We start from the raw sequence: 20,344 nt of genomic DNA, 5'->3' as shown, positions 1-20,344 counted from the left end.
GTTCAGACTGCGCTGGCTTCATCGCCTGCGCCCTGTCCTGCACTGGCCGCAGCCTGTTTGGCCCGCCAGGCGGCGGCGGGGCTGACGCCATTGAGGTAGTAGTCGCCCAACGCCTGCTCGCGGTAGATCGCCGGGTTGTGCGAGGCCAAGGTGCGCGCATTGCGCCAGTGCCGATCCAGGCGACGGGCATTGCTGGTCGCCGAAGCGCCACCGACCTCGAACAGCAAGGTGGTGGCCTCGAGCACCTGTGGCAGGACGATCTGCTGGGCCTGGAAGGCCTGTACTTCGGCATCGGTGTACAGCTGCTCAGGGACCTCCCCAGCCTGGCCCGCCTCGAATACCCCTTGCAGGCTATGGCCCACGGCACTGACCTGCGCCTCGGTTGCAAAGGCCAGACTCGACAGCCGACCGACCACTCGCTGCACCAGTGGGTCATCGCTTGGCTTCGATTGGCCGGGTACGCCGAAGGCGCGGGTACGGCCCTGGACGAAAGCAACTGCATCGGCCAGCACGGCACGGGCGATGCCGGCCAGGGTGGCCAGGTGCACCGTCTGATAGAACGCGGTCAAATAGGATTCGGCGCGCAGCTCGCCCTTGGCGAAGCGCCGCAGCACATGCCGCTGCGGCACCGCCACCTGGCGAAAACGGGTGGTGCCGCTGCCGGTCAGGCGCTGGCCAAAACCATCCCAGTCGTCCACCACCTCGACCCCGGGAGCGCGGGTTGGCACGGCCAGGCTGACGAATTCGTCGCCGTGGTTGGCCACCGCCGCGACCCAATCGGCATACAGGGTGCCGGTGCAGTAGTACTTCTCGCCGTCGAGGCGGTAATCGCCCTCCTCGCTCTGGGTCAGTTGCACGGTGTTGCCGGTGCTGTCGGTACGCTCAGCCATGGCCGCGCCCCACAGCTCGCCTGCCACGACCCGGGCGAACCAGTAGTCCTGCGACGCAGCATCGTTGGAGGACAGTCGCCCTTCGACGAAACCGAAATGCGCCCGCAGGATCTGCGGCAGGTTGGAGTCTGCCTGGCCCAGGCGCACCAGCTGGCGCAGCAGTTGCGCCAGGCTGGCACCCAGCCCGCCATGGCTTTGCGGCACACGCAGCGCGCCGAAACCAGCTTCGCGCAGCCACGCCACCGGCTCATGGGCCAGCGTGCGTTGCTGCTCGCGCTCAACCGCGCCAGAGGCGATACGGGTAAAGATTGGCGCGAAACGGGCATCGAGTTCGGCGTCGGTAATGCTTGCTTGTTGACTCATGTAAGTTCCTTTCACGGGGATTTCAGTTGTGCGCGGTGCGCGGGTCGATGGCCTGGGTCAGTACATCCACCACCAGGTTGACCAGTACGTAGATGGCGGCGGCCAGCAGGGTCACGCCGAGCACCAGTGGCACGTCCTTGTTAGCCGTTGCGTCGAGCATCAGCCGGCCAATGCCTTGGCGGCCGAACAGCAGTTCAAGCACCACGGCGCCGCCCAGCAGGCTGGCGAACACATAGCCGGCCAGGGTCACCAACGGCACCAGGGCATGGCGCAAGGCATGGCGCAGGCGGACGCCGGTATCGGACATGCCGCGCGCGCGGGCTTGGGTGATGAAGGGTTGCTCCAGCACCTGCTCAAGCGACTGGCGCAGCACCTGGGCCAGCACTGCCGCCACCGGCAAGCCCAGGGCCAGGCTCGGCAGCACCAGCGACTGCCAGCCACGCGAGCCCGATGGCGGCAACAGGTGGAAGTAGAAGGCGAAGGCCAGCAACAGCACGGTGCCGATGACAAAGTTCGGCGCTGCCGACAGCACCAACTCGATGCCCGACACCAACGCCCGCAGACGCCGCCCACGGTTGGCAGTCAGCAGCGCCGAAGTCAGCGCGAGCAGCACCGCCAGGACTGCCGCACTGCTGGCCAGGGCCAAGGTCGCGCCCAGTTGCTCGCCGATCGCCTGGCCGACCGGAATGCGCAGGCGATACGACTCGCCCAGATCACCCTGGGCCAAGCGCGCCAGGTAATTGCCGTATTGCTGCCACAGCGGCTGATCGAGGCCGTACTCGGCACGCACCTGGGCGAGCATCTGCGGCGTGGGCATGGCGTCCGGGCCACCGAGAATCGCCAGTGCGGTATCGCCACCGCTGTGTTGCATGCCGAGGAACGTCAGGCTGGCAGCCGCCCACAGCACGATCAGGCCGTCACGCAGGCGCCTTAGCACCAGTGCCAGAAGTTTCATGGTTGCTCCTTGGCCAGCCACACGCTGGTGAACAGAGGGACATTGTGCGAACCATCGAACAGCACCCCGCCGACTGCTTTGCGATAAGCCAACAGCATCTGGCTCTCCACCGAAGGCACCGCTGGTACGGTTTCGCCCAGGCGCTGCTGCGCTTGGCGATACAGGGTGCGCCGCTGCTGCGCATCAGTGCTCTGCCGCGCCTGGCCCAGGTACTGGTCTAGCAGCGCATCGCGAAAGTGACCGACGTTCTGGCCGATCATCCGCGCGCTGGGGATGGCCTGGCTGTGATAGAGGATGAACAGCCCGTCGGCGGTATTCGTGTGCCAGTAGCCGCCACCAATGGCATCGAAACGGCCGGCATAGCGCAGCTCCATCACCCGCGTGAGCGGCAACACTTCGATCACCATGTCGAAGCCGATCTTGCGCAAGTCGGCCTGCACCGCCACCGAGACGTTGGCTGGGAACGCCGGGTTGTCATAGGTCAGCAAGGTCGCTTGCAGGCGCTGGCCGGCGCGGGTGCGATACCCCTCGGCGTCGCGCCCGGTCCAGCCAGCAGCATCCAGCAAGTGGTTGGCTTGTGCCGGGTCGAAGGCCAGCGCATCCCGTGCTATCGGGTCATAGCCTGGAGTGTTCACGGCAAGGAAGTCGCCCTTGGCCAGGAATTCACCAAACCCTGAGATCCACGCCAGGCCATCGCGGTCGATGGCCTTGGCCACGGCCTGGCGCACCCGCACATCGTCGAATGGCACGCGCTCGACATTGAAGGTGATGCTGCGCGCCGGGTTACCCTTGCGGATGCGGCTGCGCAGGGTCAGGTCTGGATTGGCGCGAATCGCCGCGGCGTTCTGGGGCGGCGCGTCCAGGGCCATGTCGCTGTCGTTGGCCTCAAGCGAGGTGTAGCGGATCATCGCCTCGGGCACATAACTGAGCTCGATGCGCTGCAGGTAAGCCGCGCCCTGATGATTGATCGCTGTGGGCGCCCAGTGGTAATCCTCCCGGCGCGAAAACGTCGCGCCCTGATCGCGAACATAGCTGTCGAGCACGAACGGCCCGCTGCCAATCGGCCGGGTAGCGATCGTGCGCGGCGCCTCGCGGATCTGCTTGGGCGAAATCATCCCCAGCCAGGCCTGCGACAGCACATCGAGAAACGGCGCATAGGGCGTGCGCAGGGTCGCCTCGAAGGTGAACTCATCCACCACCCGGCCCGTGAGAAACGGCGCGATATAGGCCGCGGCCAACGGCGACTTGGTCGCCGGATCACGCATGTGCTCAAGGTTGACCCGCACCGCCTCGGCGTTGAACCGCTCGCCATCGCTGAAGTGGACATCGTCGCGCAGGTGGAAGGTGTAGGTCAGGCCATCGGCGCTGATCTCCCAGCTCTTCGCCAGCCACGGCGTCAGGCTGCCGTCCTCGGCCTGGTAGACCAGGCAATCGAACAGAATCCTACCCAGCCACTGCATGTTGCCGTGCGACAGCGCATGGATATCGAAGCTGCCCGAATCGCTGGCGGCCGACACCCGCAAGGTGCCGCCGCGCATCCCCTCGCGCTGCTCGACAAAATCGCTGGCCGGATAGCGCATGACCCCGTTTACCTCGCTCACCGCCTCGCCTTTGAGCGTGCCTGCAGTTTGCCCAGGTGGCGGTGGCGAGCAGGCGCCGAGTAGCAGCGCGCCGGCCAACAGGCACGGACGTAGTCGCTTATGCATGACGGCGGCCATCAGAATCGGAACGCCACGCCAGTGGTCACCGAGAAGGCGTCCCCCGGATAGAAGTTGGCCGAGTCGCGGCCATTGGCGTTGTAGGCAGTGTTGGCCGCGCTGGCGTAGCGCTGGTCGGTGAGGTTGCGCAGGTCAGCGAACACCTCCCACTTCTTGCTCGGCGCCTGGTAGCCGACCTTGGCGCCCCACAGCACGTACGACGGCGCCTGCCAGGTGTTGGCATAGTCGATGTAGTAGCTTGACGCTGTGCGCAGGTTGAGCGAAGCATAGAAGCCGCTGGCCTGGCGGTAGGCCAGCTCGGCCTGATAGACCTGGCGCGGCAGGCTGGGCAACTCGTTGCCGCCGAAGGTGTCGTCGTCGCGGTATTTGAAGTCGTTGAGGGTGTAGGCCTGGCGCAGGTCGATGGTATCGCCGTTGGCGCCGCTCCAGAGCAGCGCGTTGAGGCCGGCCTCGATGCCCTGGTGAAGGGTCGGGCTGGCGTTGGAGGTGGCGGTGAGCTGGTCTTGAGTGGCGCTGGCCTGACGCACGACCACGGTCAGCAGCTCTTTTTGCACCCAGGAGCGGTACAAGGTCAGGCTGCCATCGAAGATGCCGTGGCTGCCGCGCACGCCGACCTCGAACGTGGTGGCCTTCTGTGGCCGCACATCGTAGAGGAACGGGTTGCCGGTACTGCCCAGCTGCCAGGTCACCGGTGGATCGATGCTGCGGCTGACGTTGCCGAACACCTGGAATTCAGGGTTGATCTGGTAGCGCAGGCCCAGGCGCGGGGCCAGGTCGTTCTCCACGTACTCGACGCTGGTGGGTAGGTTGCTTGGGTTGGCGGTGGTCAGCGTGGTCGATTCGATCTCGGCCTTACGGCGGATGTTGACGAACGACAGGCCCGAGGACAGCCACAGGTCATCGCTCAGTTGCAGCTCGTTGCCGAAGGTCAGCACCGTGTCGCGCGAGCCGGTGTAGTTGGTCTCCTGGATCTTCGCCCCGGTGGCGCGGCTGTGCGACTTGACGTCGGCCAGATAGGCGCGGGTATTGCTGAAGATGATGCTGCTGTCGCTGGGCAGGCCGAAGAAGCGATCGCCGGTACGGAAGTAGCGCAAGGTCAGGTTGATGTCCTTGGAGCGCCAGTCTTGTGGGGTCGGCGAGTAGCGCCAGCCGTTGAGCAGCGGGTAGTTGTTGTACGAAGCGCCAACTTCGAGCTTGTTGCCGTCATCGAAGGTGTAGGTGGTCTTGTTGCCGATGAAGGTGGTGCCGTCTTTACGGCGCCCGGTCGGGGCGAGGTTGCTGCGTGGGTCGTGCTTGAGCTGCTGGCGGGTCAGGGTGTTGCCGTTGGTGAGCTGCTCTTCGCGGTACTTGACGAACAGGCGGGTCTCAAGCTTGGGGCTGAACACATGGCCGAAGTTGGCCGCAAGGCCGCGACCTTCGTTGTTGGCGTCGTCCTGATAGCCATCGCGTTCGTTGTGCAGGACGTTGATGTAGTAGTCAGTGTCGCCAACCACCCCGCCAGTGCTCAGTTGCTGCTTGCGATAGCCATAGCTGCCGACTTCGAAGCGGGCGTAGTTGCCAGGGTCGGTGCGGCCGGTCTTGCTGACGAAATTGATCGCGCCGCCCAGCGACAGCGCGGCGTACTCCGAAGCGTTGGCACCGTAGAGCACCTCGGTGTGGTCGATCCCCTGCATGTCGAGGAAGTCTTCCTGGGTGCCCCCGGGGCCGGTGATTGGCAGGCCGTCGAAGAGGAACTTGGTGCCCAGCACATAGCCCTGGTAGAAGGTGTTCAAGCCCGAGCCGCGGATCGAAATCTTGTTCGCAGCCGTACCGCTGGTGCCCTGGGCGAAAACGCCCGGTTGCAGGGCCAGGACATCCTCGGCGTTGGACGCCCTGCCCTGCTCGACCTGACGGTTGTCGATCACTGCGGTGTTGCCCGCGACCTTTTGCAGGCGCTTCTGGTCCTTCTGCGCGCCAGTGGCGGCAGCGCCGGTGACGGTTACCGTGTCGAGGGTGGAGTCTTCTGCGGCGAACACCGCTGGGCTGAGCAGGGCCATCATTACCGCAACGCTGGCGGCATTGCCCAGGGGGTGACCGGTAAGTCTAACTTTCGCACGCACTGCACATACTCCCTTTATATATAAGGTCGAAGTTCTACGCCGTAGCGCCGCCTTCGCCTGACCGCTTCAGGAAGGTTATTGCAGTTGTCGTGCCAGCCTTTTTCTCTCGTCTTTATTGGGCATTGGCCTGATTAAAAGCTTGAATGCCATACAAACTGTTTGGCGCCTGTTGCTGTATCAACATTTCGGCTTGTCAGTAGCGGCCTCATCGCGGGCAAGCCCGCTCCTACAGGCCTACGCTATCCTGTAGGAGCGGGCTTGCCCGCGATAAAGCCATCACTAGAAACATCAATCGCCGCCACTAAATATGCAGTGTCAATTTGGTAATTTGCATATAACCGCTGCTGTCCGAACGGCAACACCGCTTCAACAAAAGTTGTCCTAATGTTCATCTAATTCATTTAAACAAAGGCAAAGTCTACGGCCACCAGGCCCTTTGCTATCTGGCACAAAACCTGCTCTATCCCCAGCGACTGGCTTGACTATGCCCATAGAACGCCGAGGTAATTATCGATGAACTTCAAGGAATACACCGATGCACGTGATGCAACCCAATCGACTGCGCCTGGCCGTGCGCCACGCCACCCTGGCCACAGCCCTTAGCTCTGCCCTGCTCGCCCCGGCGGTTGCCGCCGAGGCCGACCAGACCCTGGGTACAGTCACGGTTCAAGGCGCCAGGCAAACCGCCGCGCAAGCCGCGCAGAGCCAGCTGGCGGAAGTACCCGGCGGCACCAGCGTGGTCGACAGCGAAGAAGTCGCCAAGGGCCGCACCGCCACGCTACAAGACACCCTCGGTTATCAGCCCGGCGTGTTCGTGCAGTCCACCGGCGGCAATGACGCCGCCAAGATCTCCATCCGCGGCTCCGGTGCCAACACCTCGCCTGGCTACTTCCGTGAGGGGATCAAGTTCCTCTTCGATGGCCTGCCACTGACCGGCCCGGGCGGTACACCCTACGAGTTCCTCAATGCCTCGGGGGTCAACTACACGGAGATCCTGCGCGGCGCCAATGCCTTCCAGTACGGCGCGTTGACCCTGGGTGGCGCGGTCAACTTCGTCAACCACAGCGGCTACAGCGCCCCCGGCCTGCGCCTGCGCGCCGAAGCCGGCAGTTATGGCTACCAGAAGCAAACCGTCAGTGTCGGCGGCGTCGAAGGCGATCTGGACTACTACCTGCAAGCCGACAACTACCGCAACCACGGCTCGCGCGATTTCAGCCTGTCGCGCAGCTCGGGCATCGTCGCCAACGCCGGCTACCGCTTCAGCCCCAAGCTTGAGACACGCCTGCTGCTGCGCTATCGCGACGAGTTCCACAACGACCCCAGCGCCACCACCCTGGCCAATGCCAAGCACCACCCGCGCCGCGCCAGTGCCACCGCCGAAAGCAGCGGCGCCGGCGCGCGGCGCCCCGGTAGCATCTGGCTGGGCAGCAAGACCACCTACACCTTCGATGACGATGCCCGGCTGACCGTGGGCCTGTCGTACCACGACTACCGCCACACCAATAACCCGCGCAGCCCGAGCAACCCCAGCTACTGGGACTGGCACGACCTCGGCCTGCTGCTCGGCTATGACCGCGTCGACAGCCTGTTCGGCCACGAGAGCCGTAGCAGCCTGGCCTTCACCTCGACCCAGCACCTGCGCGGCGGGGTCAACTCGGCCACCGGCGACAAGGTTTCGCTGAAAAAGGTCGACTACCAGGATTCGTTCGACCGGGTGTTTTCTTTGGGCAACGACCTCAACCTGGTCGATGGCCTGTGGCTGACCAGCGGTGTGTCGTTCGTCAACGTGCGGCGCAAGGTCGACATCGACTACGCAGTCAACCCCAACCGCACCGACTTCCCCCAGCACGTCGACTACGACAACTGGAGCATCGCCCCACGCATCGGCCTGCGCTACGAGTTCACGCCGAACCTGCAAGTGTTCACCAACGTCAGCCGCAGCATCGACCCACCGGCCTCGTGGGAGTACTCCGGCTCCGGCCCGAGCCTGCCCTACATCCGCCCGCTGGTGGAGCAGAAAGGCAATACCTTCGAGGTCGGCATCAAAGGCTCGCATGGCATCTTCGACGGCAGCCTGGCGCTGTATCGCTCGTGGATTCACAACGAGCTGCTCAACGTGCAGATCATCCCCGCCACCTCCACCGCTGCCGCAGTCACCGGTGCATTCAACGCCTCGCCGACCATCCACCAAGGCATCGAAGCAGGCCTCAACACCCGCCTGTGGGAGAACGCCCAGGGCGACCAGGTGCGCTGGCGCCAGGTATACACCTACAACGACTTCTACTACCGCAACGACGATACCTTCGGCAGCAATCAACTGCCCGGCATTCCCAAGCACATCTACCAGGGCGAGGTGCAATACCAGCACCACAGCGGCTGGTACAGCGGGGTCAACGTGCAGTCGGCTTCACGCACCGCGGCGGATTACGCCAATACCCTGTATGCGCCGTCGTACACCATCTGGGGCGCAAACCTTGGGTATGAGGCGCCCAAGGGCAATTGGAAGGTGTCGCTGGATTTGAAGAACCTGGCCAACAAGGCCTACGTGACGGCGGTGACGCCGGTGTACAACGCCCGTGGCCAGGATACGGCGGCGTTCTGGCCGGGCGATGGGATTGGTGCTTATGTCGGGGTTGAGCTGAGGTACTGATTGGTTGGAGGTTTCCCTGCTCCTACACCCGGCGCAATGCCTGTAGGAGCTGGCGAAGCCGGCGACGGGCCGCACAGCGGCCCCAACGACCTCAAGAGAAACTCAAGCCCTGGGCATCAGCTCATAAGGTGCCTTCCAACCCGGTACTGCCTTGATCCGCGCCTTCCACGCCTCGATGTGAGGGAAGTCAGTCAACTGCATGCCAGTCTCCTCAGGCATGAACACATACCCAGCCAATGACAGATCGGCGATGGTCAAACGCCCGCCAACCATGAACGGCGTTTGGCTCAGGTGCTGATCCACCACCTGATAGGCCGCCGTGGCGCGTTCACGGAAGAATTTGGTCACGTCAGTCTCGCCGGTTTTCTTCAGGCCGTAGAGAAAGCGCAAGGTGGCGTAATAGCTGGTGAACTTGTGGTTGTCGAACAGCATCCAGCGCCAGATTTCGCGATGCTCCTCTTCACTCTGCGGGCCAAATTGACCGGTCTGGGCGGCGAGGTAGTCGAGGATCAGCGCCGACTGGGTGAAGGTCTGCCCGTCATGCTCGAGCACCGGCACTTCGCCCTGCTCGTTGATCTGCTGGCGCCAGCTGTCGGTGCGAGTCTGGCCGTGGAAGTAGTCGACCAACACCGGTTGCCAGTCTTGGCCGGTGAGTTCGAGCATGAGCGCGGCTTTGTAGGCGTTGCCGGATTCGCCGAAGCAATGCAGCTTGTATTGAGGCATGGTTGACCTTCATAGTCCTTTGAATGGCGCGTTCAGAAGGCTGCTTTGCAGCCCATCGCAGGACAAGCCCGCGATGAAGCCAGTAGATCATGGCCACTATCGAACAGCCAACACCCACATCATCGAGCAAGGAGGCTCCATGGCCAACCCTACCTGTTCCGCGAAACTGCCCTACACCCTGACCACCCCCCGCCTGCACGTTTGTCGCCCAGACCTGGCCTTGGCGCCACACCTACACCAGGCACTGCTGGCCAGCTATGCCCTGCACCAGCCCTTCCTGATCTGGGCCAAGCCGGATTGGACGCTGGAACAAATCGAGCAAGGCCTGGAAGAAAGCCAGGGCGATTTTCATACCCCCACAGGGGAAAAGCGCTACTTCGTGCTCAAACCCAACACCGGCGAGCTGATCGGCTGCATCGGCCTGACGCCCAGGGCTGAAGAGTATGAAGTGGGTTACTGGGTCAGCCAGGGGTTCGCCGGCAAAGGGCTGATGCGCGAGGCCCTGAACACGCTGCTCGACGCTGTGGATGCAGCGGTTTGGCTGACGACCGCTGCGGACAACACCGCCAGCCAGCGCTTGGCTGAGCGTGCAGGATTCAGCCGGGTTGGCGAGGCGCCCAGGCCGAATGATCCTGCGACGCAGGGGTTGCTCTATCGGCGTGGGTGATGGCCAGGTTGCGAATGCTTGCAACTCATCGGGCTTCCACCGCCAGTGCGCACCCCCGCTCAATGTGCCCAAGACCGATGGCAGGGAACTACAAGTAGCCCCTGGGTTCTTAACATCATGCAGACATTCCCCTGGGCTTCACCCTTCTGGAGGTTTCGCCATGCGTCGATTGCTGATCGTTTCTTCACTGCTGGTGCTGTTGCCTGCCGGTTCTGCCATGGCCCGCGTCGATGCGGGTGATGTCGCCACCTCGGCAGGGGTTTCCGCCTCGCTGTACTCGACCTTCAAGGATGACAAACGAATCATTCCTGCCCGAGATGAGCTGTCGGCCTTCGTCGCCAGCGGCGGCGCGATTCGTGGCGCCTATGCCGAGTCGGCACTGGAACAGGCGCGCAAGAACAATCCTGGGCTGCAGGCGAGTGATGAAGAGCTGGCCCGGGCAATCCTGTCTCAAGATGATCCGCTGACCGACAACTGATAGATCATTCACACCCGCTGCAGCCTTTCGCGGATTCAAGCCGCGAGGGGCGCGCGGGCTATATCAGCGCGATTCTCAAAAAAATGACGAAAGTCTTCCTGCCCTGGCGGCATTTTTACTGCTGCCAAATCCCGCTAAGGTTGTCGCATTCCACCTGAGTTTGGAGCGACACCATGAAAGCCATTGTCTTCACCGAGCACGGTCTGCCCATCGACGATCCGGCAGCGCTGTTCGACAGCGAACTACCGCGCCCAATCCCTGGCGCGCGCGACTTGCTGGTGGAAGTCCAGGCCATTTCGGTCAACCCGGTCGACACTAAAATCCGTGCAGGCTCTGGTAGCACCGGCCAACCCAAAGTGTTGGGTTGGGACGCGGTGGGAGTCGTGCGTGAAGTCGGAGCAGAAGTCACGCTGTTCCAGCCAGGCGATGAGGTGTACTACGCTGGCGCCATCGACCGCCCCGGCAGCTACAGCCAGTTTCATCTGGTGGACGAGCGCATCGTCGGGCACAAGCCGCGCAGCCTCGATGCTGCCAGCGCCGCCGCATTGCCGCTGACCTCGATCACCGCCTGGGAGCTGCTGTTCGACCGCCTTGGCGTAGCCCAAGGCGGTGGCGAGGGGCAACGCCTGCTGATTGTCGGTGCCGGTGGTGGCGTCGGTTCGATCCTGACCCAATTGGCGCGCACGTTGACCGGCCTGACGGTGATTGGCACCGCGTCACGCCAAGAGACCCAGCAGTGGGTCAAGGAGCTGGGGGCGCACCACGTGATCGACCATAGCCAGCCACTGGCGCCGCAGCTGGCGCAAATCGGCGACGGCCAGGTGGACCTGGTGATCAGCCTGACGCACACCGACCGACACTTTGCCCAATTGATCGAGGTCCTGCGTCCACAGGGGCGACTGGCATTGATCGACGATCCTGCCACCCTTGATGTGGTGCCACTCAAGCGCAAGTCGTTGTCGCTGCATTGGGAACTGATGTTTACCCGCTCGCTGTACCAGACCGAGGACATGATCAAGCAACACCAACTGCTGGATCGGGTTGCCGAGTTGATCGACCAAGGTGTGCTCAGGACGACGTTGGGCGAACATTTTGGCGCGATCAATGCGCAGAACCTGCGGCGGGCGCATGCGCTGATCGAAAGTGGCAAGGCCAAGGGCAAGATTGTGCTGGAAGGTTTCTGAATGTCTGTTTGATCCGGCCAATGCATGGCCTGCAATGGCCTCTTCGCGGGCAAGCCCGCTCCCACAGGGGCCGCGCCGCTCTGAAACCTAGTGCTGTAGCTGTGCGAAGAAGTGTGATCTGGCCACTTTATATCGGCTGTACTGGCCTCTTCGCGGGCAAGCCCGCCCCTACAGGGTCACCACTGAGCGTCGATCGGTGCTGTCCCTGTGGGAGCGGGCTTGCCCGCGAAGAGGCCGGCACTTACCCCTGAAAAGCCCAGGTCAATCACTGGCCAGTCGCTCCAGTCGTTGCAGCAGAAACGCCCGCAACTGCTGCACCAATGGGGTCAGCGACTGGCGGTGCGCGCAAACCATCTGCAACGGCGTCGGCTGCCCCCATTCCCGGGGGAACAGCTCCCGCAAACGGCCTGCACGCAAATCATCGCGTACATCGAGCTGCGACTTGTATACCACGCCTAACCCGGCCACCGCCCAGCGCCTGACCACATCGGCATCGTCACTGGTGCGATCGCCCGCCACCACCACCGCTTTTACGCCCTGCGGGGTATGGAAATTCCAGCGCTCGTGGGTCAGCTCGCCCATCATGTAGCGCAGGCAGTTGTGCTGGCTCAACTCTTCAGGCGTGCTCGGTGCACCATGGCGGGCGATGTAGGCGGGCGCGGCGCAGAGGATACGGCGATTGCCCGGGGCCAGCGGCAACGATACCAGGCTCGAATCGGCCAGCTGCCCATAGCGGATGCCTGCATCCAGCCGATCACTGAAAAAGTCGGCGATCTGATCGCTAAAGCGCAGTTGCAATTCGATACGCGGATGGGCTGCCTGGAACTCATCGAGCAACGGCAACAACACATTTCGGCCCAAGTCCGAGGGCATCGACAAGCGCAGCGGGCCGGCGATTTCCTCGCGGCCATGTTCCAGGGCCATTTCACCTTCAGTCAGGGCATCGAGCACCTGACGGGCATACGGCAGGTAGCGCTGGCCGTCATCCGACAGGCGCAGTTTGCGCGTCGAACGCACGAACAGGCGAATGCCCAGGCTACGCTCCAGGCGCTGTACCGCGCCGCTGGCCAGGGCCGGGGAAATGTCCAGTTGGCGGGCCGCGGCGGAAAAGCTGCCGGCCTCGACGGTGGTCACGAACACCTGCAGGTCGTCCATGCGCACGAGTTTTTTCATTGCCGGTGTTTCCTCATGAGTTGAGCCGGCGCACATCGCGGCGCACGGCTTGGGGCGGGATGCCAAAGCCACGCAAAAACGCTTCGCGCAAATGCCTGCGGTCGCGAAAACCGGTTTCCCGCGCCACCACATCCAGGCTGTGGCGACTTTGCTCGATGAGCAGGCGCGCCGCTTCCAGACGCAGACGCTCAATCGCCTTGGCCGGCGACTGGCCGGTTTCGGCGGTGAACACGCGGCTGAACTGGCGCGGGCTCAAGTGCACCACGCCAGCCAACTCCTCGACCCCAAGTGGCTGCTGCAGATGCTGCCGAGCGTACTCCAGGGCGGCCTGGATACGGTCGGATTTAGGCGCCAGCTCAAGCATCTGCGAATGCTGCGATTGGCCACCGGTGCGCCGTTGCTGCATCACCAACCGATGCGCTACGGCACGGGCGATGTCTGCGCCCAGATCTTTTTCCACCATGCCTAGGGCCATGTCGATACAGGCCGTCATCCCGGCCGAAGTCCATAGGTTGCCGTCGGCAATGAAGATGCGATCCTCTTCCACGCGGATGCGCGGATAGCACTGCTGCATGGCCTTGGCATAGGCCCAATGGGTGGTGGCGCGACGCTCATCGAGCAGGCCAGCGGCGGCCAGGGTAAAGGCGCCAGTGCAGATGCCGGCCGTGCGCCGTGCCTGCTGACCCAGTGCGCGCACCAGCTCGACCTCGGCTGCGCTGGGCGGGGTTTGCACAGGCATCAGTGTGCCGGCCACCAGCCAGGTATCGGCATGCCCAGGCGAGTCGACCGCCTCGGTTTGCAGTTGCAGGCCCAGCGATGAGCGCAACATGCCCCCGGCGACGCTGTAATTGCCGAGCACATAGACCGGCTCGCCCACCAGCAAGTTGGCGAACTCGAACACCGACTGCGAGGCCAACCCCATGACCTGGAAGCCCTCGCACAACAGGTAGCCAACGCGGTGCATGGCAACGCTCTCGCTATGACCTAAAAGCGTACTATATGCGTCATTTGCGCCAACCGCAAAGCATCACATCATGGCTGCACCCCCCTCAACGGAGCACAACCATGACCCATCCAGGCACTGCACTGATCACTGGCGCTTCCTCCGGCATCGGCGCGGTATACGCCGAACAGCTGGCGCGCCGCGGCTATGACCTGATTTTGGTGGCGCGCAATCGCCAGCGCCTGAACCAGCTGGCCGACCGCCTCACCACCCTCACCCAGCGCAGCATCGAGGTGCTGCCCGCGGACTTGGGCGATGCCCACGATCTGGCGAGTATCGAGACGCGGCTCGCGCAAGACGCCAGCATCACGCTGCTGGTCAATAATGCTGGGATCGGCACCCATACGCCGCTGCTGGAAAGCGACGTCGAGCACATGGCCCAGATGATCGCGCTGAACATCACCGCCCTCACCCGCCTGACCTACGCGGCGGTGCCGGGCTGGGTGGCGCGCGGCCAGGGGGCAGTGATCAACATCTCGTCGGTCGTGAGCCTGGCGCCGGAGTTGCTCAACGGTGTCTATGGAGCGAGCAAGGCGTATGTCACAGCCTTCAGCCAGTCGCTCAATCGTGAGTTGGCTGATCAGGGGGTACAAGTGCAGGCGGTGTTGCCTGGGGCAACGGCGACCGAGTTCTGGGCCACCGGCGGGCTACCCGTGGAGAACCTTGACCCGGCGATGGTGATGTCGGCTGAGGATCTGGTGCGCGCGGCGCTGGAAGATTTCGATGCGCGGCTGTTGATTTCGATTCCGTCGCTGAATGCGTTCGAGCGCTATGAAGCGTTTGAGGCGAGTCGCCAGGGCTTGCTGGGGCAGTTGTCCAATCAGCAGTTGCCTGCGCGGTATAGCGCGACTTGATGGATTGATGAATAGGGCCTCTTCGCGGGCAAGCCCGCTCCCACAGGGACCGCACCGCTCTGAAGCTCAATGCCGTACCTGTGGGAGCGGGCTTGCCCGCGAAGAGGCCCGCATTGACACCCAAAGGCTTGCCGTAGGGCGCTGAGGGTCTAGGCTCATGCTTTCACGATAATAAGGAAAGCAGCCCAATGCCGATGTCCCGTCCTCCCTTCGCCCTGGCCATGGCGCTGTGCCTGGCCTGCTCCCCGGCACTCGCCGCCGACCCCAGCCCTGAAGATTTGCTCAAGCAGGCCCAGGCCGAACAGGCGCACTACCTCGACACCCTCAAGACCCTGGTCTCGGTCGACACCGGCACAGGCACCGAGCCGGGCCTGCGCCAAGTCAGCGGTGAATTGGTCAAGCGCCTCAAGGCCCTCGGCGCCGAGGTTCAGACCCATCCGGCCAAGCCGTCGGTGGGCGACAACATCGTCGGTACGTTCAAGGGCACGGGCAGCAAGGACTTCCTGCTGATGGTCCACTACGACACCGTGTTCGTCCCCGGCACCGTGGCCAAGCGGCCATTTCGGATCGAAGGCGAACGTGCCTACGGCCCCGGCGTTGCCGACGCCAAGGGCGGTGTGGCAATGATCCTGCACGCGCTCAAACTGCTGCAGGATCAGCAGTTCAAGGGCTACCGCACGCTCACCGTGCTGTTCAACCCAGACGAGGAAATGGGTTCGGCAGGCTCCAAGCAGATCATCGCCGAGCTGGCACGCAAGCATGACTACGTCTTCTCCTACGAGCCACCAGACAAGGACGCGGTCACCGTCGCCACCAACGGCATCAACCGTTTGAAACTGCAAGTCAAAGGGCGCTCGTCCCATGCCGGTTCCGCCCCGGAAGAAGGCCGCAACGCACTGACGGAACTTTCGCACCAGATCCTCCAACTCAAAGACCTGGGCGATGCCAGCAAAGGCACCACGGTCAATTGGACCCTGGCCAAGGCGGGCGAGAAGGCCAACATCATCCCAGCCCTGGCCACCGCTGAAGCCGATATGCGTTACTCGGACCTGAGCGAAACCGATCGAGTGGCGGCCGATGCCAAGCGCATCGTGCAAAAACCACTGATCGCCGACACCCAGACCAGCGTTACCGTGGAAAAAGGCCGCCCGCCTTTGGCGCGCAACGAGGGCTCGACCCAGTTGGCCGAAACCGCAAGGCAGCTGTACAGCCAGATCGACCGCAATATCGAACCGATCGCCATGCGCTTTGGCACCGATGCCGGCTACGCCTACGTGCCCGACAGTGCTAAGCCGGCAGTGCTGGAGACCATGGGCGTGGTCGGCGCCGGGCTCCATGCCGATGACGAATACATCGAGTTGAACAGCGTGGCGCCACGCTTGTACCTGACCGTGGCGATGATCAGAAAACTCGCCCAGTAACCCTTGCCGCACTTGGCCGGCCTCAAAGGCCGGCCGCTTCCAGGGTTGCCAGGCGATGCTGGAAACGCTCCAGAAAGACGCTCTCGGCCACGGTCATCTTCTGCTCGCGGTTCCACAGCAAAAGCAAATCGACATCGACGATGCCTTCGGCCGGTGGCAGGCGCCACAGCAGGCCCTGCGCGAGATCTTTTTCCAACAGGTGCTCGGGCAGGCAACCAATGCCAAAGCCTGCGCACACCAGGCGGTGAATTTCCTCGAAGCTGGAGGAGGAAGCGACGATCCGCCCGGTGAACCCATGTTGATCGCGGAACATCGCCAGAGGCGACAAGTTACCGCCCAACTGGTCGCTGACGAAACTGACGAAGCTCTCGCCTTGCAGTTCGTCGAGGGCCACATCACTGCGCCCATACAGGCGATGACGCTTGCCGCAGAAGAACGCAAAGCGCTGGCGCAGCAACTGACGCTGTTCAAGCTTGGGTTGGGCGATGCGACACAGGCCGAGCCCGGCGGTGGCGGTCTTTTGCAACAGCGAGCTGATGATGTCGGCGCTGCGCAGCACTTCGATCTCCAGCTCGACCTTGGGGTGGGCTTGGTGGAAGTCGCCGAGAAACTCATCGTACAGCGCCGAATGCACGCGGCTGATGGTCAACAGCCTAACCTTGCCCACCACGGCATCGCTGCGCTGCTCGACGGCGGCACTGATGCGTGACACGTCGGCGTAGATATCGCTGGCGATGCGCAGCACCTCCTCGCCCGCGGCCGTCAGATCAAAGCGTGGCCCACGGCGCAGGATCAGCGGGCACTCCAGTTGCTCTTCCAGCCGGCGCAACGCCTGGCTGACCGCCGACTGGGTGATGTGCAGGCGCGCAGCGGCGCGGCTGATGCTGCCTTCCTGACCAATCGCCAAATAGGTACGCAGCAGGTTCCAGTCCAGGCGGTCGTTGAGAAACCGGCGTCCTTCCCATTTGTTGACCCGTGCAGCAGATCGCGATGTCGGTGGGTTCATCTCAATCCTTATTAGTAGCGCTGCTAATACGACGGATAAGAATTAGCAAATTGACTAATCATAGCCCCAAGGCGATAAAACCCGAAAGCGCCACAGAGCGCGCCCGGCTTAGCCAGATCCGCACCCTGCCTATAACAAGCACATAAAAGAAGGGCTTTGCATGCACACCTCAAAACAGCCGCGTCGCGCGGCGGCGGCCGCATTCGTCGGCACTACCATCGAGTTCTACGACTTCTACATCTACGCCACCGCCGCAGCGCTAGTGCTTGGCCAGGTGTTCTTCCCCAGCAGCGACCCGCTGCTGAGCACCCTGGCGGCGTTCGGCACCTTTGCCGTGGGCTTTGTCGCAAGGCCGCTGGCCGGCATGGTGTTCGGCCATCTGGGTGACCGCCTTGGGCGCAAGAAGATGCTGCTGATGACCATGCTGCTGATGGGGCTGGCCACCACCGGCATCGGCCTGTTGCCCAGCTATGCCAGCGCAGGCATCTGGGCACCGATCGGCCTGATCGCGCTGCGCATCGTGCAAGGCATCTCGGTGGGCGGGGAATGGGGCGGCGCAGTGCTGATGGCCAGCGAACACGCTCCCGCCAAGCGCAAGGTGTTCTACGCCTCGTTCGCCCAGTTGGGCAGCCCGGCCGGCTTGCTGCTGGCGCTGATTGCTTTTCGCCTGGTGTCGATGCTCGATCAGGACGACTTCCTCAACTGGGGCTGGCGCCTGCCGTTCCTGGCCAGTGGGGTGCTGATGATGGTCGGCCTGGCGATTCGCTTTGGCGTCGATGAGTCGCCTGAGTTCAAGGCCGCGCAAGCCAAGCACGAGGTGGTCAAATACCCGGTACTGGAGGTGGTGCGCGACTGCTGGCGGCAGATCCTGTTCGCGGCACTGGCGGTGACCATCGGCTCGGCCGGCTTCTTCTTCACCAACACCTTCATGATCACCTACGTCACCACCTACCAGGGCATCGCCCGCTCGACCATTCTTGACTGTCTGTTCCTGGTGACCATCCTGCAGTTTCTGACCCAGCCGCTGGCGGCGTTGCTTGCCGAGCGGATCGGCGAGGGCCGCTTCCTCAAGCTGGTGGCACTGCTGTGCATGGCTGTGCCCTACCCGATGTTCCTGCTGGTGGGCACCCAGAACCTGGTGCTGATGACCCTGGGCATCGCCCTGGCGGTGGTGACCTTGTCGGCCCTTTACGCGGTGATCGCCGGCTACATGTCCCAGGCATTCCCAGCCCACCTGCGTTATTCGGGGATCTCGCTGGCCTACCAACTGATCTGCGCCTTGGCCGGTGGCAGCACACCCATCATCGGTACGCTGCTGGCAGATCGTTTCGCGGGCCAGTGGATGCCATTGGCGCTGTTCTTCACCGCGCTGTCCGCCTTTTCCTTGATCGGTGTCTGTGGCCTGGCTCGCCTGCGTGGCGAGATTGAACAACCCAGCGCCGTCATCGCTCGCTAAAACCGGGAGTTTCCATGAGCAAACCACACGCCGTCAGCGATACCGAATGGCAGGCACGCTGCGAACTGGCCGCGTTGTACCGGCTGGTCGCGCATTTTCGCATGACCGACCTGATCGACACCCACATCACCTTGCGCATCCCAGGCCCTGAGCAGCATTTTCTGATCAACCGCTACGGGGTCCTGTTCGACCGCATGTGCGCCAGTGACCTGGTGCGCATCGACCAACACGGCAACGTCGTCGACCAGGCGTTCGGCGAGCGGCGGATCAATGCCGCAGGCTTCGTCATCCATTCGGCGATCCACACCGCGCGGCCTGACCTGCACTGCGTGATCCACACCCATACCGCCGCGGGGATTGCCGTCTCGGCCCAGGAGCAAGGGTTGTTGCCGATCAGTCAGCATGCGCTGAAGTTCTACGGCAAGCTGGCCTACCACCAGTATGAAGGCATCGCATTGTCGCTGGATGAGCGCGAGCGTTTGGTCGCCGACCTCGGCCCGCACAAAGCGATGATCCTGCGCAACCACGGCCTGCTGGTCGGTGGTGCAAGCGTGGCCGAGGCGTTTCATGAGATCCACTTCCTCGAGCGCGCCTGCCAGGCGCAGGTGCAAGCCCTGGCTGGGGGTGGCAAGCTGGTGTATCCCAGCGAACAGGTCTGCCGGCACACCGCCGAGCAGTTTGCCCGCGACGATGCGGCGCAGATCATCAGCCTGAGCTGGAACGCCGCCCTCACCCTCATCGAACACCAACGCGAGTCGTATTGCTCATGAAACCGCTGGTTCTGCTGTCGACCGATCAAACCCTGCTTGGCCAGCTCCAGGCGGCGTTCGCCCGCAACGCCCCCCAGTTGCCCGTGGTACTGGCTGACGACCCCCTCGCCGAACAGGCGCAGGTGGCCGCCTGCTGGTTTCCACCCGCAGGCAGCCTGGGCGGCTTGCCCAATTTGAAACTGATTCACTCGGTGGCGGCGGGCGTCGACCACCTGGCCAGCGACCCCAGTCAACCTGCCCTGCCGGTGTGCCGGGTGGTCGACCCGGCGCACCGCCAGGGCATGGCCGAATACGTGCGCTGGGCGGTGATCCACTATCATCGCGATTTCGACCTGGCCATGGCCCAGCAGCGACGCCAGTTGTGGCTGCGTCACCCGCAGCGGCCGGCTGCTGATTTTCATATCGGCGTGATGGGGCTGGGCTCGCTGGGCGGCCCGATTGCTGCCGAGCTGGCAGCGGCGGGCTATGCGGTACGTGGCTGGGCGCGCAGCGAAAAACAGCTGCCAGGGGTACGCACCTTCGCTGGCAGCGCTGAGTTCAACGGCTTTCTCGACGGCCTCGACCTGTTGGTGAATCTGCTGCCGCTGACCGAGTCGACCCGTGGCATTCTCTGCCGACAAACCTTTCAAGCGCTGGCCCCGGGGGCGGCCGTGATCAACTGTGGGCGCGGCCAGCATCTGCACCAGCAAGACCTGATCGCAGCGGTCGGCAGCGGGCGCTTGCGTGGTGCGTTACTGGACGTCTTTGACCAAGAGCCGCTGCCCACGGATAACCCGCTGTGGAGCACGCCAGGGATTGTCGTCACCCCGCACATGGCTTCCTGCGCCTCGCACGACTGCATTGCCCAGCAGGTGGCGGAGAATGCGCGGCGCTTGGCCGGTGCAGAGCCCTTGCTGAACCGGGTGGACCCGGCGCTTGGTTACTGAAGGGCAGT

The 20,344-nt window shown here is 63.5% G+C and carries 17 protein-coding genes; 9 read left to right on the top strand and 8 right to left on the bottom strand.

The window, feature by feature from the left end; genetic code table 11:
- Positions 1 to 2 precede the first annotated feature (2 nt).
- The 4 genes from OIU19_RS04295 to OIU19_RS04280 are packed head-to-tail and all read right to left on the bottom strand — an operon-like array spanning position 3 to position 6,025.
- Complete coding sequence (locus OIU19_RS04295) at positions 3 to 1,253, bottom strand: acyl-CoA dehydrogenase family protein (RefSeq protein ID WP_264233596.1); 1,251 nt, start codon at positions 1,251 to 1,253, stop codon at positions 3 to 5.
- Positions 1,254 to 1,275: 22 nt separating this feature from the next.
- The gene (locus OIU19_RS04290; RefSeq protein WP_186555201.1) at positions 1,276 to 2,208 is read right to left on the bottom strand and encodes an ABC transporter permease; all 933 of its coding nucleotides are present in this window, start codon (positions 2,206 to 2,208) and stop codon (positions 1,276 to 1,278) included.
- Entirely contained in the window at positions 2,205 to 3,914 is a 1,710-nt protein-coding gene (locus OIU19_RS04285) for an ABC transporter substrate-binding protein (protein ID WP_264233595.1), read from the bottom strand. Before OIU19_RS04285 ends, OIU19_RS04290 begins: the two co-directional genes overlap by 4 nt.
- A gap of 11 nt (positions 3,915 to 3,925) precedes the next feature.
- Entirely contained in the window at positions 3,926 to 6,025 is a 2,100-nt protein-coding gene (locus tag OIU19_RS04280; RefSeq protein ID WP_264233592.1) for a TonB-dependent receptor domain-containing protein, read from the bottom strand.
- 535 nt (positions 6,026 to 6,560) lie between these two features.
- Between OIU19_RS04280 and OIU19_RS04275 the strand changes: the two genes are divergently transcribed.
- Positions 6,561 to 8,675 carry a TonB-dependent receptor domain-containing protein gene (locus OIU19_RS04275; RefSeq protein ID WP_264233590.1) on the top strand — a complete coding sequence of 705 codons (2,115 nt, stop codon included), beginning with the start codon at positions 6,561 to 6,563 and terminating at the stop codon, positions 8,673 to 8,675.
- Positions 8,676 to 8,777: 102 nt separating this feature from the next.
- Here OIU19_RS04275 and OIU19_RS04270 read toward each other — a convergent pair whose 3' ends face one another.
- Positions 8,778 to 9,398 carry a glutathione S-transferase family protein gene (locus OIU19_RS04270; protein ID WP_264233587.1) on the bottom strand — a complete coding sequence of 207 codons (621 nt, stop codon included), beginning with the start codon at positions 9,396 to 9,398 and terminating at the stop codon, positions 8,778 to 8,780.
- 73 nt (positions 9,399 to 9,471) lie between these two features.
- Here OIU19_RS04270 and OIU19_RS04265 point away from each other — a divergent pair, with 73 nt between their 5' ends.
- The 3 genes from OIU19_RS04265 to OIU19_RS04255 all read left to right on the top strand — a co-directional run bounded on the left by OIU19_RS04265 (position 9,472) and on the right by OIU19_RS04255 (position 11,727).
- Positions 9,472 to 10,065, top strand: a complete 594-nt coding sequence (locus OIU19_RS04265) for a GNAT family N-acetyltransferase (protein ID WP_264233585.1) — start codon at positions 9,472 to 9,474, stop codon at positions 10,063 to 10,065.
- 160 nt (positions 10,066 to 10,225) lie between these two features.
- Entirely contained in the window at positions 10,226 to 10,543 is a 318-nt protein-coding gene (locus OIU19_RS04260) for a DUF2388 domain-containing protein (RefSeq protein ID WP_264233583.1), read from the top strand.
- A 173-nt stretch (positions 10,544 to 10,716) separates the two neighbouring features.
- Positions 10,717 to 11,727, top strand: coding sequence for a zinc-binding alcohol dehydrogenase family protein (locus OIU19_RS04255; protein WP_264233581.1), 1,011 nt, complete (start codon positions 10,717 to 10,719; stop codon positions 11,725 to 11,727).
- 261 nt (positions 11,728 to 11,988) lie between these two features.
- Here OIU19_RS04255 and OIU19_RS04250 read toward each other — a convergent pair whose 3' ends face one another.
- Both OIU19_RS04250 and OIU19_RS04245 read right to left on the bottom strand, forming a co-directional pair.
- On the bottom strand, positions 11,989 to 12,900 hold the full coding sequence (locus OIU19_RS04250) for a LysR family transcriptional regulator (protein WP_264233579.1): 912 nt from the start codon (positions 12,898 to 12,900) through the stop codon (positions 11,989 to 11,991).
- Positions 12,901 to 12,913: 13 nt separating this feature from the next.
- Complete coding sequence (locus OIU19_RS04245) at positions 12,914 to 13,864, bottom strand: GlxA family transcriptional regulator (protein ID WP_264233577.1); 951 nt, start codon at positions 13,862 to 13,864, stop codon at positions 12,914 to 12,916.
- A 101-nt stretch (positions 13,865 to 13,965) separates the two neighbouring features.
- On the opposite strand from OIU19_RS04245, the gene OIU19_RS04240 reads away from it, so the two are divergent.
- Positions 13,966 to 14,757 carry an SDR family oxidoreductase gene (locus OIU19_RS04240; RefSeq protein WP_264233575.1) on the top strand — a complete coding sequence of 264 codons (792 nt, stop codon included), beginning with the start codon at positions 13,966 to 13,968 and terminating at the stop codon, positions 14,755 to 14,757.
- 188 nt (positions 14,758 to 14,945) lie between these two features.
- Positions 14,946 to 16,178: a M20/M25/M40 family metallo-hydrolase gene (locus OIU19_RS04235; RefSeq protein ID WP_264233573.1), complete on the top strand. Its 1,233-nt coding sequence runs from the start codon at positions 14,946 to 14,948 to the stop codon at positions 16,176 to 16,178.
- Between the two features lie 22 nt (positions 16,179 to 16,200).
- On the opposite strand, the gene OIU19_RS04230 is transcribed toward OIU19_RS04235, so the two are convergent.
- Positions 16,201 to 17,184 (bottom strand): LysR family transcriptional regulator, encoded by a 984-nt coding sequence (locus tag OIU19_RS04230; protein WP_264233572.1) that lies wholly within the window; start codon positions 17,182 to 17,184, stop codon positions 16,201 to 16,203.
- A gap of 160 nt (positions 17,185 to 17,344) precedes the next feature.
- Between OIU19_RS04230 and OIU19_RS04225 the strand changes: the two genes are divergently transcribed.
- Genes OIU19_RS04225 through OIU19_RS04215 form a run of 3 tightly spaced genes read left to right on the top strand, consistent with a single transcriptional unit; the run spans position 17,345 to position 20,336 of the window.
- Positions 17,345 to 18,640 (top strand): MFS transporter, encoded by a 1,296-nt coding sequence (locus OIU19_RS04225; protein ID WP_264233569.1) that lies wholly within the window; start codon positions 17,345 to 17,347, stop codon positions 18,638 to 18,640.
- 14 nt (positions 18,641 to 18,654) lie between these two features.
- Positions 18,655 to 19,410 carry a class II aldolase/adducin family protein gene (locus tag OIU19_RS04220; RefSeq protein WP_264233568.1) on the top strand — a complete coding sequence of 252 codons (756 nt, stop codon included), beginning with the start codon at positions 18,655 to 18,657 and terminating at the stop codon, positions 19,408 to 19,410.
- Positions 19,407 to 20,336, top strand: a complete 930-nt coding sequence (locus OIU19_RS04215; protein WP_264233567.1) for a glyoxylate/hydroxypyruvate reductase A — start codon at positions 19,407 to 19,409, stop codon at positions 20,334 to 20,336. Before OIU19_RS04220 ends, OIU19_RS04215 begins: the two co-directional genes overlap by 4 nt.
- The last annotated feature ends 8 nt before the right edge of the window (positions 20,337 to 20,344 follow it).

The organism is Pseudomonas sp. BT-42-2, from assembly GCF_025847435.2.
GTDB lineage: Bacteria > Pseudomonadota > Gammaproteobacteria > Pseudomonadales > Pseudomonadaceae > Aquipseudomonas > Aquipseudomonas urmiensis.
This window is presented reverse-complemented; position numbering and strand designations above follow the sequence as displayed.

Bases quoted from the DNA above. Each gene is read 5' to 3' on its own strand.
- OIU19_RS04260 (WP_264233583.1), top strand. From the start codon at position 10,226: ATGCGTCGATTGCTGATCGTTTCTTCACTGCTGGTGCTGTTGCCTGCC.
- OIU19_RS04220 (WP_264233568.1), top strand. From the start codon at position 18,655: ATGAGCAAACCACACGCCGTCAGCGATACCGAATGGCAGGCACGCTGC.
- OIU19_RS04225 (WP_264233569.1), top strand. From the start codon at position 17,345: ATGCACACCTCAAAACAGCCGCGTCGCGCGGCGGCGGCCGCATTCGTC.
- OIU19_RS04215 (WP_264233567.1), top strand. From the start codon at position 19,407: ATGAAACCGCTGGTTCTGCTGTCGACCGATCAAACCCTGCTTGGCCAG.
- OIU19_RS04270 (WP_264233587.1), bottom strand. From the start codon at position 9,398: ATGCCTCAATACAAGCTGCATTGCTTCGGCGAATCCGGCAACGCCTAC.
- OIU19_RS04285 (WP_264233595.1), bottom strand. From the start codon at position 3,914: ATGCATAAGCGACTACGTCCGTGCCTGTTGGCCGGCGCGCTGCTACTC.
- OIU19_RS04245 (WP_264233577.1), bottom strand. From the start codon at position 13,864: ATGCACCGCGTTGGCTACCTGTTGTGCGAGGGCTTCCAGGTCATGGGG.
- OIU19_RS04290 (WP_186555201.1), bottom strand. From the start codon at position 2,208: ATGAAACTTCTGGCACTGGTGCTAAGGCGCCTGCGTGACGGCCTGATC.
- OIU19_RS04240 (WP_264233575.1), top strand. From the start codon at position 13,966: ATGACCCATCCAGGCACTGCACTGATCACTGGCGCTTCCTCCGGCATC.
- OIU19_RS04235 (WP_264233573.1), top strand. From the start codon at position 14,946: ATGCCGATGTCCCGTCCTCCCTTCGCCCTGGCCATGGCGCTGTGCCTG.
- OIU19_RS04255 (WP_264233581.1), top strand. From the start codon at position 10,717: ATGAAAGCCATTGTCTTCACCGAGCACGGTCTGCCCATCGACGATCCG.
- OIU19_RS04250 (WP_264233579.1), bottom strand. From the start codon at position 12,900: ATGAAAAAACTCGTGCGCATGGACGACCTGCAGGTGTTCGTGACCACC.
- OIU19_RS04230 (WP_264233572.1), bottom strand. From the start codon at position 17,184: ATGAACCCACCGACATCGCGATCTGCTGCACGGGTCAACAAATGGGAA.
- OIU19_RS04265 (WP_264233585.1), top strand. From the start codon at position 9,472: ATGAAGCCAGTAGATCATGGCCACTATCGAACAGCCAACACCCACATC.
- OIU19_RS04275 (WP_264233590.1), top strand. From the start codon at position 6,561: ATGCACGTGATGCAACCCAATCGACTGCGCCTGGCCGTGCGCCACGCC.
- OIU19_RS04295 (WP_264233596.1), bottom strand. From the start codon at position 1,253: ATGAGTCAACAAGCAAGCATTACCGACGCCGAACTCGATGCCCGTTTC.